Origin of the sequence: Paenibacillus sp. FSL W8-0186 (assembly GCF_037969765.1) — a bacterium.
Classification (GTDB): Bacteria; Bacillota; Bacilli; order Paenibacillales; family Paenibacillaceae; genus Fontibacillus; species Fontibacillus woosongensis.
This window is the reverse complement of record NZ_CP150207.1, coordinates 2,378,996-2,392,173: the sequence shown is the minus strand read 5'-3', so window position 1 is coordinate 2,392,173 and position 13,178 is coordinate 2,378,996. Positions and strand designations below refer to the sequence as shown.

Genomic DNA, 13,178 nt, shown 5'->3' with positions numbered 1-13,178 from the left:
GTCCATAACGAAATTGCCCGGCGCAGCAAAAGCCAAAAAGCTCTATTTTCTTCAAAATGCCCTGGCGAACATGGTATAGTCATAAATTATAAGCCTGTAAAGGTGGTATGCAGCATTGAACGTCGTTGGATTAATCGTTGAATACAACCCGTTTCACAACGGGCACGCCTATCATTTGGCTGAGGCGAAGCGGCTTGCCGAAGCGGAAGCGGTCGTCGCCGTCATGAGCGGCGACTTCCTGCAGCGGGGCGAGCCCGCGATCGTAAGCAAGTGGGCGCGCGCTGAAATGGCGCTGCATGCCGGCGCCGACCTCGTGCTGGAGCTGCCGATCGCCTATGCGGCACAGCCTGCCGAGTGGTTCGCGCACGGCGCCGCAGCGCTGCTGGATGCGACGGGCATCGTGTCGCATCTGTGCTTCGGCAGCGAGGCGGGCACGCTCGCCGAGCTGCAGCCGCTCGCCCGCCAGCTGTCGGGCGAGAGCGGCGCGCTCAAGGCGGCGATCGCGGAGGAGCTCGCCACCGGGGCGAGCTACCCCGCGGCTTACGCCGCCGCTGCCGCGCGCAGCGTGGGCGCCCCGCCGGGGGGCGGCCCTGGCTCCGCTGCCAGCGCAGCTGCAGCGCGAGCGCTGCTGGAGCAGCCCAACAACAGCCTTGGGCTGCACTACCTCATCGCGCTGCAACGGCTCGGCAGCGGGATCGCGCCGCTCACGGTGCGGCGCGAGGGCGCCGGCTACCGCGACGCCGTGCCCGGCTCCGCGAGCATCGCCAGCGCCACCGCCATACGCAGGCTCATTGCGGGGGAAGGCGGCCTTAGCGCCTCCGCTCCCTACATCCCGCCCTATACGGCGGAAATTCTCGCCCGGGAATTCCGCGCCGGGCGGGGCCCTGTCACTTGGGAGAGCTTCGCCGCTCCCTTGTTCCATCGCCTGCTGACGAGCTCACGGGAGACGCTGGCTGAGCATCACGAGGTGACCGAGGGACTGGAATTCCGCATCAAAAAAATACTGCCCCAGCTTCAACAGCTGACCGTCGAAGAGCTTCTAGAGAAGCTCAAGACTAAGAGGTATACGTATACGAAATTGCAGCGTATGATGCTCCATATTTTGCTGCAGCACGGCAAGCTTGCCATGGCCCCGGAGGCGCTGGCCCAAGGCCCAGGTTATTTGCGGGTACTTGCCTTCAGCAGAAAAGGCCGCGAGCTGCTCAAACGAATGAAGGCCAGCGCATCCCTGCCTATCGTGACCAGGGCCGCCGCCTTCTCCCATCCTGGCCTGGAGCTCGACATTCAAGCTGCTGCAGCATATGCGAACGCCATGCCTAACCGGAATGATTCCGAAATATTCCAGGACTTCCGCCAGCCGCCGATCACGATCTAGTTACGTGACCGGCGGCGTTTTTGCGGGCAAATCCTGTAAATACCGCAGCGCATCCTGAACATGCTTGACCGGAACCAGCTTCATCGACGTGCCGATTTCATCCGCCTTAGCCTTGGCATCCTTATAATTCGCTTCCGGCACAAAAAATATTTCCGCCTTCTCCCGGTGAGAGGCGACGATCTTGAACTGCACCCCGCCGATCGAGCCGATTGTCCCGTCCTCGGCAATCGTTCCGGTTCCAGCGACCCGGTAGCCTTTGCTAAGGTCGCCCGGGGTCAGCTGGTTATATATTTCGAGCGTAAACATGAGCCCCGCAGACGGGCCGCCGATCCGGGTGTCGGCAAATTTGACTTCCTTGCTCTTATCCGCGGGCATGACCTTGCGGACCTCGCCAACGCTCACGCCGAGACCGGCCTTGGGCAGGGCCTCATCCTGCCCGATTTCGACGAGCTCCACCTGCTGGCGGATTTCTTTGCCCTCGCGGCTCAGCACGACCTCTGCCTGATCGCCTGCTTTCTTGCCCTGAAGCAGCGCCGGGAGATCCTCAAACCGCTTTACCTTATGCCCCTCAAGCTCGGAAATAATATCCCCGGATTGAAAATCCCCCTTCGGAGCAAGTGTCTTGGACAATCCCACGACGAACACATACTCAGGCACGATTTCATACTTTACGTTTGCCAAGTTGTAGGCCGCCATAATGGCATTCGATTGCGAATTGCTCATATAGAACTGCTGCTGCGTTGCATACTCCTTTTCGTTGCGGTCCGGCTCTTTGCGTACGACCTCAGTGTGGGCTTGAAACTGCGAGGTTGCCAGCATCGCCAGATTAGCATAACTTACGGATACGGTCGTCAGCATGAACGTCCCCTTCTCCTCTGGATCCCCGGAAGGAATCGTTACCATCGGCTTGATTTCCTCCGCCGTGCCCGGCTGATTGATCATATATGGCGTAGGCATATAAACAACTACATACACCACAATGGCAAGCGTAATTAGGTATAACCCCGCTTTTATGACTGCTGATCTGGATTGACGCATCTCTTTGCTCCCTCTCTTTTCACCAAGCGGTGTAACTGATGGTCTTTCAACGGACAGACGAGCATAGACATGTACTAGCCTTTCATATGCTCATAAAGAGGTGAATTCGCCCGATGAATCACGAAAGTTCTCAAAACGGCGGCTTGCTCTCTACGATTCTGCTGGGAATGACCGCCGTCTTGCTAGTTATCTGTATTATTTATGCTCCTAGTCAAGCTTTTGAAGCTTCGAGTCAAGGGCTCGCTCTTTGGTGGAGAATCGTCTTTCCCGCCTTACTGCCTTTTCTCGTGCTTTCGCAGATCCTCATGGCAACGGGATACGCCCACGGGCTCGGCTCATTTATCGATCCGTTCACCCGCCGGATCCTCGGCCTGCCGGGCACACTGGGCTGGGTGCTTCCTCTTGGCATGACTGCGGGATTTCCTGCAGCCGCAGAAGCTGCAGCCGCTTTATATAAACAAGGCAAGATCACCGCATATGAAGCGGAGAGATTGGCGAGCTTTTCGCATTACTGCAGCCCCGTGCTCATCGTCATCGTCGTAGGCACCGCTTATATGAAGCAGCCTGAACTGGGGCTGTTTCTGCTCGGCATACACTGGGCATCGGGCCTAAGCGCCGCAGTCACTATGAACTGGCTCTCTTTTGGCCTTAAGCGCAAGCAAGCAGGCACGGGCTCGGATTCAGAACAAACGGGCAGCCGTTCGGCTGAATCGCGGTGGAAGCTCGCTATGCGCCAAATTGAAGAAGCGCGGCGCGAAGACGGCCGCAGCTTCGGTAAGCTTCTTGGCGATTCTGTTGGCTCGGCCGTGCAAACATTGATGGCGACAGGCGGATATATGCTCATTTTTGCCGTCATTATACAAATCGCTTCCTCTTGGCTGGCGCCGCTCCTATCGCCATCCCTGACATCTAAGCCGATCGCCGCCCTGCTTGAAGTGCATCTTGGATCGTACGCTTTAGCCACGACCGGCTTATCCTCTCCTCTGCCGGCAGCCCTTACAGGCGCCTTGCTCGGCTGGAGCGGGCTAAGCGCCTACTTGCAGGCACGAGCAGCGCTGAAGCCGACCGGGCTTAGCGGCGTTTTTTTTCTGATCAACCGAATCGTTCACGGCATCTATGCCTATGTATTAACCCTCTTGCTTTGGAAACCGATCGCTGCGATGATACCGCTGTCCTTCCCCGCCAACGGCAGCCTGAACGGAACCGCAGCATGGGTACCGGGGGAAGGCCTGCCGCTGATGAAATGGAGAGTCTTCTCCAGCGTCGTCTCCTGGCAGCTGTGCATGCTTGGACTGCTGATCATGCTCGTTTTGTTTGCCGCTTTTCTATGGTCAAAGCATTTCAGGACAAAACGCACTTCCTGACAAGACCTTGACGTTAGCACGGGCGCTGGCCTCAAGAAAATTTATGCTTTAGCAGGCTTGGACTGAAACTTAGTCTTGAGCGCCTCTTCAACTACCTGCGGCACGAGGTCTGACACATCTCCTTGGAAGGCAGCGATCTCTTTGACCACACTGGAGCTTAAGTAGGAATATTTGGGATTGGTCATCATAAAAATTGTCTCTACCTGGCTGTTCAGCTTGTGGTTGGTCGATGCCAGCTGCAGCTCATATTCAAAGTCCGTTACGGATCTAATGCCGCGTACAATGACATGGGCTTGCTTATAGTCCATATAGTTGACGAGCAGATCCCGGAAGCTGTCGATTTCCACGTTAGGCACATGCTGCGTCGCCTTTAGAAGAAGCTCTTTTCTCTCCTCGACCGTAAATAGGGGATTTTTGCTTGTATTGTTCAGTACGGCCACAATCAGCCTGTCGAACTGGCGGGCGGCACGCTGAATAATATCCATATGCCCTTTCGTTACCGGATCGAAGCTGCCAGGGTAGACCGCGATCCGAAGCTCATGTTGTTTCTCCATGGTGATGCTGCTCCTCCTTCTCCATCAAATCCGATTCCGCCCTGTTAGCTTTATCATAGACGTAAATCGTAATTCCCGTCTCTCCATAATCTGTTTTGCGAATCGTTCTAAAATGGCCGAAATGATCCTGATATTCGAAGGAAGATTCGTACTCGAGTACGAGGATCGCCTGATCCTCCAGCAAGTTGAGCTCGTCCATTCGCTCCATCAGCTTGTCCCCATGCTTCAGCCGATATGGCGGATCGAGGAACACAAGATCAAAAGACGCCCCCCGTTTGGCCAGCGTCTTAAGTGCTCTTTCCGCGTCATTCTTGTACACTTCCGCCTGCTCAGCGAATCCCGCGGCCTTTAAGTTTGCTTTCACCGTTTCTACGCTTTTGTAGTCCAAATCCACGAAGATTGCTCTATCCATGCCCCGGCTCAAGGCCTCGATTCCCAGCCCGCCTGTGCCGGCGAATAAATCAAGCACAGTGCCGCCCTCGAAATAAGGGCCAATCATGCTGAATAGAGCCTCCTTGACCTTGTCTGTGGTTGGTCTAGTGCCCATGCCGGGAACAGCCTTTAGCGGCCTGCCCTTCGCGCTTCCCGAAATTACTCTCATCGATATTCACACCTTATTCGGATTACCTGTTGCCCATGCTTTTTACATGGTATGTCGATATCGTACCACAATCAATGGCAGATTGAAATTTGCAAAAACACTGCTGCTATACCAGCCTGTTTTCTTGAAAGAAGACGATAAAAGCTTTCTTAACATTTTTTTCATCCCCCAGGTATAAATCGAACGAACCGGGACAAACTTTAAATATCGACATCACAAATGTCGTAGACAACCGCGGAGAAGACTTACGTTTCCCCATAAGCTCTTCGTCCGGTTTCTCCTCTCCCATGATGGGCGTCCCGCGAGGGGCGCCCGGACAAAAGCCTTCGTAGCGTAGAATTCTACGAGGGCTTTTGTCTTTTTTTTTATGGATAGGGACGTCAAAACCTTGAATGACCCTACGAGAAAATCCGAAGCTATTTTTCGGACTCTTATCGGGCTCTAGGGTGCTTCCGAGTCAAATAGCTGCACTCTAAAATCGCCAGACCCTGGCATATCGTGAAATTTCAAACGCTGATCTCCAGTACCTTTGCTTCGATTAATTTAATAATTTCTGTATGCGTAACATCAGGAACAAAATCACCGTTTAACAAACCCTCTGCAGCCTGCATAAGTACAGAAAGGGATTGTTGTCCAAGGGAATCACTGCTTGCGGCGATGCGTTGATTCAAGACTGGTATGTAAGTGTTCTTGTAATAATCGGGGTCATTGGCGCTAGCAAGCACGAACTCCTCTTTATTTATGTCGAACTCGTAAACATCGTCCCAGCTTAACGTTGGTGGATGGCTATTACTCAGGAAAATCCAAACCGCCTGCAATGAATGGTAGTGATTGTTTTATTTTTTTCGCTATTTTTTGTTTATTAACGTTGATTCCAGCTCTCTTTTCTTTTGTGACTTTCTGTCTTCCTCGATCCGCTCTTCGTTAAAAGCGTTCAAACGGCGTATAATCGTTTCTTCATTATGACCCTCCGAATTAATCATTTAACAATATAAGCTCATCATCTTCAGGTTCTTTATTGGGTTTCATATTTAATTTGTGCAGCTGCTCGATAATTTCCGATAAAGCGATGAAGAATAGTCCGGATAGAAACCCTGAGACCCAATACACAAATGTCACTAGCCATAACCGTTCATAATCGTCGTCACCAATTATAATACCTGCAATTATCCCTGCTGCTATAACCGAAAAGCCAGTCCAAAGCAGTACAACGGCGATCTTATTGTTTTTACTAAACAAAGTTCTCACCACCCTATTACAATATTTTCTTGGTTCTAATCTTCTTAAAACAGCCTTACCAGCAGAACAACAATTGCAATGATAGCTGCCAGGATCAACAAATTGCTAATTTGCCGCCAGAGCCCCAGAACACCGGTGGAATGAAGCTTTTGCTGGTCAGCGTCAAACTTAAGCTTAGCAGCGTTAGGGTTCGTATAAGCCTGAAAATTCTGATGGTGCTCATTTCCATTCATATCCTATCTTCACTCCTTTTAAGAGCTTCCTTTATGGAATATTGTACCACACGCCGCCTTTTTGCCCCTTGTGAATGCAGCATCAAACAATAATCCGCCGGGCAATGCCCGGCGGACCTGCGTTACTAATACTTCAGCTGCAAGATTAGATCCAAGCGCGGGAAACGATAACCAACAGAATGAACAGTACGAGTATTACCCCAGTTGAAGTCCACAGTCCTGCTCCTCCAATTTCGCCCATAGGGATACCTCCTTTGCCTCTGAATAATATAAATATATTCATAGGCGTGATAGGAGGTTTGGGCAAGCTGTAAAACTGTATGCTTATCCTGCATCCGGCTTGTTGAACAATCCTCTGCGGTACATGATCGTAATTAATCGGTAGAAATCATAGCTGCCTTGCTCGGGAGACTGGATCAGCGGATGCTTCTTGTCGTAATTTACGGCGGCCTTCACCGCTTCTTTGGCCCAATCCGGCGTCTTCAAATTGGCCCGCTTCTCAAGCTCCGCGATTCGAACCGCCTGCTGCTGTACCGTCTGTTGGAGTGCTTCAAACTGCTTTTTCTCCTCCGCCGTCATCGGCTCCTCTCCCCCTTCTGCGTCATAATGGTACAAATCGTATTTGTCCATCAAGGCAATCAGCTTCTTCGCGTAATTCGGGTCAGTGGCATAACCTGCTGCCGCAACGTAGCGGGCGGCCTCTTTGCCTGGGCGGCGGAGAATCTGCTGATAGCGTTGGTTCAACAGCAGTCTGGTATGGTCGGCAACGGACTCTTCCCATGATTTGTATTTCCGAAAGGCTGCCTGGATTGTATAGGGTACCCCTGCGCGATATTCAGTCGTAGGCAGGGTAATACTCCCCGCAGAACCTGTCCCTTTCATTCCAAACAGATTGTTTGCCCGCACGGCCAGCGCGCTCGTTCCCCAATTCGATTCGAGAATCGCCTGGGCGATGGTCAGCGCTGCCGATACCCCGCTGCCGCGCCAATCCCTGAGCGCCGCAGGGGCGATTTTTGCGATAAACTCCTCAGGATTCATGCGGATCCCACCCTTGCTATACAATAGAATAAGTTTCTTTCTACAGTACATGATGCTGCAAAGAGGAGCGCTTGGACATCACGGCCTATTTTACTCCATAACCCGGTCAGGGTCGGCTGCTTTTTCAATTTTATGTTCGATTCTCGTGTCGCTGCCGAGATAATATTTCTCCACAGGCAAAAGCTGCTCATCCAGCGAATAGACGAGCGGAGTTCCTGTCGGAATGTTAACCTGCATGATCTCGGTCGCGCTCAGGTTGTCCAAATATTTGACGAGCGCCCGCAAACTGTTCCCGTGAGCCGCGATAATCACTCTTTTGCCTGCCAGAATTTGCGGTTTGATCTCGCGCAGCCAATAATCTTCTACCCGCACAATTGTCTCCTTCAGGCTCTCCGTTACTGGAATGAACTGGTCCGGCACATCCTTATATTTCGGGTCATTTCGCGGATATCTCTCATCATCTTTGGTCAATGCGGGAGGAAGCACATCATAGCTTCTGCGCCATAGCTGGACCTGTTGCTCCCCGTATTTCTGAGCAGTCGTCAGCTTGCTGAGGCCTTGCAGCGCACCATAATGCCGTTCGTTTAGCTGCCATGTTTTATAAGTTGGAATCCACAGCAAATTCATCTCGTCTTGAATAAAATACAACGTCTTGATCGCCCTTCTCAAATAAGAGGTGTATGCAATATCAAAATCGAATTTATGTTCTTTCAGCAGCTTCCCCGCCTCTTTAGCTTCATCGACCCCTTTGCTCGACAAGTCCACGTCCGTCCAGCCGGTAAATAAATTTGATTTATTCCACTCGCTCTCGCCATGCCGCACAAGCACAAGCCTATGCATGGTCTATCTCTCCTTTCCAGGTTATGTTCTACGAATATCTTTACCCTATCTGGGAAACCTAACCCTGTTTCTACTTACCATAACCTATGAGGAGGATGTACCAGCATGAACCAAAACGTAAACCAGCAAATTCGTCAAATCGAACAGACCATTCAGCAATTGGAACAACAAACCCGCCAAGCCTCGGCTATGTATCAGCAGCTTCTCGAGCAGGAGCAGCAAAACGCGATGCAGCTTGAAGAAATCGCCCAACGCGAGCGTAAAACTGCTCAAACGATTCAGTCTGCACTGCAAGGTCATCAAACGGCAATGCATCAATACCAGCAAATTTCGCAGCTGGCTGGGCAGCTCGAGAACATCGTAGGTTCCGGCGTGTCCCATTTCAGCAATCCTTCCAGCTTTGGTCAAACTGGAATCGGCCAACGTTCCATTGGCGGACAGAGCTTTGGCCAGCCTAGCTTTGGACAGCAAGGCCTTGGTCAGCATAACTACGGACAGCAAAGCTACGGGCAGCAAGGCAGCTTCGGTCAAGGAAATCTCAGTTCATCCCCCTCCGGTTCTTCCATGGGCCAAGTCGGACAAATGGGACAAGGGCAAGGCTCCCAAACGCGCAGCTACCAATAATAATAAGATTCAAAAAGGCAGACCAAGAAATCTTGATCTGCCTTTTTCTATTCTTTCTCCCGCCTGCTGCCTCACCAACTACCGCTGCACATCTTTCGTGGTATAATTGGAAAATAATCTTACCCACGGAGGAGAACATGAAATTTCTAATTCTCATCATTCTTTCCTGGTTGACAGGAAATGTATTCCTTTCTTTGCTTATATTTCTGGGCATTTTGTACTTTCTGGACAGGCGCTTCGTCGGCATTTTCCCCAGCTTTACCAAGCCGTTTCGCAGATCGCGCCAAATTGCCCGCTTGAAGCAGCAGCTAACCGTTAACGCCTTTGACATTTCTTCAAAACGGGAGCTGGCCCGGCTTCTGCTGGATCAAAGAAAGTTCAAAGAAGCCTATAATCTTCTTCAAGAAGCCAAATCCTCATCCGAATCCTCAGCAGAGTTCTGGAGTGATTTGGGCGAGGCCCAGTTGGGAATGGGCCAATTGGAAGAAGGAGAACAGCATGTTCTTCAGGCTCTAGCCATCAATGAACGCGTCAAATACGGGCAGCCCTACCTTAGTCTGGCCTTCGCTTTCCGTGAGGAAAACCCGGAAAAAGCACTGCAGTACGCCAAGCAGTTCGGCGAACATTATTCCTCTTCCAGTGAAGCGTATTATTTGCTAGGCAGCCTATACCAATCCTTGAACCGGACGGAAGAAGCCAAGCGCTCCTGGGAGGAAGCGATTGCGATTTACCGGTCTCTGCCCAGATACAAGAAACGCAACGAACGGAAATGGGCCTGGAGAAGCTATTTTAAAAAACTGACCCGATAATCAGAATGTCCTGGCCTCAATTTATATTTTTCATAGCTTCTTCATCTGAAATAGGCATACACGGGATTTCGCCCATGTATGCCTATGATTTGTTGTCCAATTACATGAAATCTTCTTCGTTCTCTTCCGTCTCGTAGGTGCAGCGAAAATATTCCGGTCCTCCGGGATACTTCGTAAATCCCGTTACCTGAAAGCCGATGCTGCGGAAGAAATCAGCGCTGTCCTCATCGGTCTCTGCCAAAACGACAGCAGGCCGTTCAAGCACCATAGCATCAAGAATGATCCCCCGGCCGTACCCCATTCCCCGGTCCTCCGGATGAACGGCGAGATGCAGCAGCTCCAGCACGCCGTTGTCCCCGCTGCGGTAGCCGATGATGCCGATGTACTGTTCTTCTTCTTCGTAGGCAAGCAGCTTGCAATTGCTGTCCGCTGCATACTGCTTCACCGCTTGGCTCAGCTCCTCCTCATCGCCATGAACCGCATATTCAAGCAGCTCCCGAACTTCTTCGCTGGCGATTCGCGGTTTAACGTCTATAAGCATGCCAAGCACCTTCCTTCCTACTTCTCAATAATCTCCGTACGTCCGTCGTCATAGCCAATAATGACCGTGCTAGCGATGCCCACAAACAAGCCGTGCTCTACGACCCCGGTCGTTGCCTTCAGCTCATCGCTCAGCTTGCCCGGATACTCGATCTTGCCGAAAGCCGCATCGGCGATATAGTTGCCGTTATCCGTAACATATAGCTTGTCGCCGTTCATCCGCATTTCAATCGGCACATTATAACGGCTCTGCAGCAGGCGAAGTGTCCATTCGTAACAAAAAGGCACGATTTCAATCGGCAGCTTGAATTGCCCCAAGTGCTCCACCCTCTTAATGCTGTCGGCAATAACGACGAACCGGTCGCTTTGAAGCGCTACCAGTTTCTCCCTCAGCAAAGCGCCGCCGCCACCCTTAATAAGGGCCATATCCGGGTCTGCCTCGTCCGCGCCGTCAATCGCGATATCTAGCCGGTCAACTTCGGCCGCAGGAATAAGCGGAATATTATATTTAGCAGCGAGTTCTTCCGAAGCTTTGGATGTAGCGATCGCCCGAATGCGAAGCCCGGCTGCGACCATTTCGCCGATTTTCTCGATCGCGTAATATGCCGTCGATCCCGTCCCGAGTCCAACCGTCATCCCTTCCTTTACCAATTCTGCTGCACGGTAGCCCGCCGCTTGTTTTGCATTCATGGTTACCCCTCCTGGTCATGTCCCTGTCTATGATATAGCCTGTTCGATAAAAATCACGATTACATCATACCAAACTATGAGGCAAAAAAGAACAGCAAGTCCATGATGAACCTGCTGTTCCGCAATAAAAGCTCTCAGTTCTCGATCGCGGCTTGGATGCCGGAAAAAGAAGCATCCTCGACCTCTTTTCCGTTGACGAACACTGTCGGCGTACCACTGACCTGATAATGCTCGACGATCATGAGGTCTTTTTTGACATTCGCGCTGTATGTCCGGTTGTCCAAATCCTGCTCGAATTTCTCCATGTCCGCTTCGGGAATATAGGTGCGCACCAAATCGAGAATGAACGACTTCGTTGCCCAAATGTCGTCCTTTTTTCCTTGCAGCTCGCTCATTTTCGCATGATACGTCCAGAAATATGTTTGGTTCTGCTGATAGAGCGTCTCACCAGCTAATGCTGCGAGATTGGAGTCCGGCGCCAAAAAAGGATAGTCGATCATATATAATACAGCTTTGCCCGTATCCAGGTATTCCCGCTTCAGCTCGGGAAGAACCTCCTCATTCCATCTTTTGCAGGCCGGGCATTTGTAGTCAGAAAATTCAACAATCGTCACCGGAGCGTTCCTGTCGCCGATGTAGGGCTGTTCCGCTTCATTAAACCCAGCTGGGTTAAATTCAACCGAAACCTGGTCGAAATCAGGAAACTCCGTTGTCGGTCTGCTATCCTTCAGGCTAGTGAAGATTACGATTGCTACGGCCAGCACAGCTATTGCACCAAGCGTTACAAGGCCAAGCTGCCGATTGTTCTTCTTCATCGCTATTCCCCCTCGCTTTATCATCGAATAATCATGGATTGTTCGATTGTACAAGGATTGTACACAGCTTAACGAGGCGGATATATGATAATTCTAACAATAGGCAAGTCTATTTATTGATAAAATGTGAATATTTTGCATTTTAAGGCTGGTGAGCGGGACGAGGCGCTTTTTTCATTTTGCCTTGTTCATTATCTGCTTCCGGTTTGACCAGCGTCATCAGCAGAATTACCGCCACAAGCGACACGCCGGCGATCACAAAGAACAGCGTCATATGCCCTGCTTTTATGAGCAGCGAAACGATCGGCGGCCCTAATGATACACCGATGAAACGCATGCTTCCATAGATAGACGTAATTGTGCCGCGCAGGGACTTCTCTATCCCTTCCGTGATGAGAGCATCGGAGCTCGGAAGAACTATGCCGATGCCAGCGCCGCACACGATCAGACAAGCGATAACAAAATATATATTGTTAAAAAAGCCAATGCCAAAAAGAGCACCTGTGGACAAAACCAATCCTGCAACCCCGCACCACTTCATCAACGTCTTGTCATTGCCGATTTTCTTCCCCGTAAAGTAGGCGGCAAGGCACAGCGCAGCAAGCGGGATCGCCAGCACCAGTCCCTTCAATACCCCCTCCAGTCTATGCTTGGTCTCAAGCTGCTCGGATAGGTAGAAGAGCACGCCAAACACCAGGAACATGCAAATACAGCCAATGGCAAAAATAGCGTAAAGCCAGCGCCCCTTCTCATGGAACAGCTTCTTCACCGTCTTCAAGAATTCGCCCATCGGCATGGCCTCTTCCTTCCGTTCCGGTTCCTTAACCAGGAAAATGACGAGCAGCAGGGAAGCGAGACACAATACAGGAATCGCCAAAAACGGCACGTACCAAATCCAGGCGCCAAGTAATGCCCCAAGAATCGGACTGAGCACCTTGCCAAACGTATTGGACGTCTCAATGATTCCAAGGCTATGACTGACTTGTTCGTCATCGTCAAACATATCGCCAACAAGGGGGAGAACAATGGGAAAAGCACCCGCCGCGCCGATACCCTGCAGCAAGCGGCCGCCCAGAATAATCCAGTAAACCGTCGTCCCCTCCGCAAGCCAACTGGCCACTCCAGATAACGCACCGCCGATACCGGCGATGATCAGGCTTGGAATGATGATCACTTTCCTGCCGAATTTGTCGGATAGATAGCCGGCGATCGGCACGAGCAAAATCGCGACAACCGCATATACCGTAATGAGCATGCTGACCTGGAACGATGAAACCTGCAGCTTGCGGGAAATTTGGGGCAATATCGGAATAATCATTGAACTGCCTAAAGTCATGATCAACGGTATGGAAGCTAGGGCGAACAAATCGCCTTTTTTGTTATCCATCCTTACTTGGCCACCTTTCAACACACGATAT

The 13,178-nt window shown here is 51.4% G+C and carries 18 protein-coding genes; 4 read left to right on the top strand and 14 right to left on the bottom strand.

From position 1 onward, the window contains the following. Nucleotides 1–115 precede the first annotated feature (115 nt). Nucleotides 116–1,375, top strand: coding sequence for a nucleotidyltransferase (locus tag MKX50_RS10725; RefSeq protein WP_339159593.1), 1,260 nt, complete (start codon nucleotides 116–118; stop codon nucleotides 1,373–1,375). On the opposite strand, the gene MKX50_RS10720 is transcribed toward MKX50_RS10725, so the two are convergent. Next, nucleotides 1,376–2,413, bottom strand: coding sequence for a SepM family pheromone-processing serine protease (locus tag MKX50_RS10720; protein WP_339159592.1), 1,038 nt, complete (start codon nucleotides 2,411–2,413; stop codon nucleotides 1,376–1,378). A 113-nt stretch (nucleotides 2,414–2,526) separates the two neighbouring features. On the opposite strand from MKX50_RS10720, the gene MKX50_RS10715 reads away from it, so the two are divergent. Continuing rightward, complete coding sequence (locus MKX50_RS10715) at nucleotides 2,527–3,777, top strand: nucleoside recognition domain-containing protein (RefSeq protein WP_339159589.1); 1,251 nt, start codon at nucleotides 2,527–2,529, stop codon at nucleotides 3,775–3,777. A 41-nt stretch (nucleotides 3,778–3,818) separates the two neighbouring features. Here the strand turns inward: MKX50_RS10715 and coaD are convergent, their stop codons facing one another. The 9 genes from coaD to gpmA all read right to left on the bottom strand — a co-directional run bounded on the left by coaD (nucleotide 3,819) and on the right by gpmA (nucleotide 8,282). Further along, nucleotides 3,819–4,331, bottom strand: coding sequence for a pantetheine-phosphate adenylyltransferase (gene coaD, locus MKX50_RS10710; protein WP_213588659.1), 513 nt, complete (start codon nucleotides 4,329–4,331; stop codon nucleotides 3,819–3,821). Further along, nucleotides 4,315–4,932 (bottom strand): 16S rRNA (guanine(966)-N(2))-methyltransferase RsmD, encoded by a 618-nt coding sequence (gene rsmD, locus MKX50_RS10705; RefSeq protein WP_213588660.1) that lies wholly within the window; start codon nucleotides 4,930–4,932, stop codon nucleotides 4,315–4,317. Before rsmD ends, coaD begins: the two co-directional genes overlap by 17 nt. Before the next feature lie 506 nt (nucleotides 4,933–5,438). Beyond that, on the bottom strand, nucleotides 5,439–5,750 hold the full coding sequence (locus MKX50_RS10700) for a hypothetical protein (protein ID WP_339159587.1): 312 nt from the start codon (nucleotides 5,748–5,750) through the stop codon (nucleotides 5,439–5,441). A 30-nt stretch (nucleotides 5,751–5,780) separates the two neighbouring features. Further along, entirely contained in the window at nucleotides 5,781–5,915 is a 135-nt protein-coding gene (locus MKX50_RS10695; protein ID WP_339159586.1) for a hypothetical protein, read from the bottom strand. After that, nucleotides 5,908–6,171 (bottom strand): hypothetical protein, encoded by a 264-nt coding sequence (locus MKX50_RS10690; protein ID WP_213588662.1) that lies wholly within the window; start codon nucleotides 6,169–6,171, stop codon nucleotides 5,908–5,910. The genes MKX50_RS10695 and MKX50_RS10690 overlap by 8 nt, the downstream gene beginning before the upstream one ends. Before the next feature lie 44 nt (nucleotides 6,172–6,215). Further along, a complete protein-coding gene (locus MKX50_RS10685) occupies nucleotides 6,216–6,404 on the bottom strand; it encodes a hypothetical protein (RefSeq protein ID WP_213588663.1) in 189 nt (62 codons plus the stop codon). A 145-nt stretch (nucleotides 6,405–6,549) separates the two neighbouring features. Continuing rightward, nucleotides 6,550–6,645: a dihydroorotate dehydrogenase gene (locus tag MKX50_RS10680; RefSeq protein ID WP_155608945.1), complete on the bottom strand. Its 96-nt coding sequence runs from the start codon at nucleotides 6,643–6,645 to the stop codon at nucleotides 6,550–6,552. Between the two features lie 83 nt (nucleotides 6,646–6,728). Then, the gene (locus MKX50_RS10675) at nucleotides 6,729–7,442 is read right to left on the bottom strand and encodes a glycoside hydrolase family 73 protein (RefSeq protein ID WP_339159584.1); all 714 of its coding nucleotides are present in this window, start codon (nucleotides 7,440–7,442) and stop codon (nucleotides 6,729–6,731) included. A gap of 90 nt (nucleotides 7,443–7,532) precedes the next feature. After that, entirely contained in the window at nucleotides 7,533–8,282 is a 750-nt protein-coding gene (gene gpmA / locus MKX50_RS10670) for a 2,3-diphosphoglycerate-dependent phosphoglycerate mutase (RefSeq protein WP_213588665.1), read from the bottom strand. 105 nt (nucleotides 8,283–8,387) lie between these two features. Between gpmA and MKX50_RS10665 the strand changes: the two genes are divergently transcribed. Continuing rightward, on the top strand, nucleotides 8,388–8,906 hold the full coding sequence (locus MKX50_RS10665) for a hypothetical protein (protein ID WP_339159583.1): 519 nt from the start codon (nucleotides 8,388–8,390) through the stop codon (nucleotides 8,904–8,906). Between the two features lie 137 nt (nucleotides 8,907–9,043). Next, on the top strand, nucleotides 9,044–9,715 hold the full coding sequence (locus MKX50_RS10660; protein WP_213588666.1) for a tetratricopeptide repeat protein: 672 nt from the start codon (nucleotides 9,044–9,046) through the stop codon (nucleotides 9,713–9,715). Nucleotides 9,716–9,815: 100 nt separating this feature from the next. Here MKX50_RS10660 and MKX50_RS10655 read toward each other — a convergent pair whose 3' ends face one another. From MKX50_RS10655 to MKX50_RS10640, 4 genes are all read right to left on the bottom strand, one after another. Then, complete coding sequence (locus MKX50_RS10655; protein WP_213588667.1) at nucleotides 9,816–10,256, bottom strand: GNAT family N-acetyltransferase; 441 nt, start codon at nucleotides 10,254–10,256, stop codon at nucleotides 9,816–9,818. 17 nt (nucleotides 10,257–10,273) lie between these two features. Continuing rightward, on the bottom strand, nucleotides 10,274–10,945 hold the full coding sequence (rpiA, locus tag MKX50_RS10650; RefSeq protein WP_339159580.1) for a ribose-5-phosphate isomerase RpiA: 672 nt from the start codon (nucleotides 10,943–10,945) through the stop codon (nucleotides 10,274–10,276). Nucleotides 10,946–11,079: 134 nt separating this feature from the next. Further along, nucleotides 11,080–11,760 carry a thioredoxin domain-containing protein gene (locus tag MKX50_RS10645; RefSeq protein WP_339159579.1) on the bottom strand — a complete coding sequence of 227 codons (681 nt, stop codon included), beginning with the start codon at nucleotides 11,758–11,760 and terminating at the stop codon, nucleotides 11,080–11,082. A 142-nt stretch (nucleotides 11,761–11,902) separates the two neighbouring features. Beyond that, on the bottom strand, nucleotides 11,903–13,147 hold the full coding sequence (locus MKX50_RS10640; protein ID WP_213588670.1) for an MFS transporter: 1,245 nt from the start codon (nucleotides 13,145–13,147) through the stop codon (nucleotides 11,903–11,905). Nucleotides 13,148–13,178: the final 31 nt, after the last annotated feature.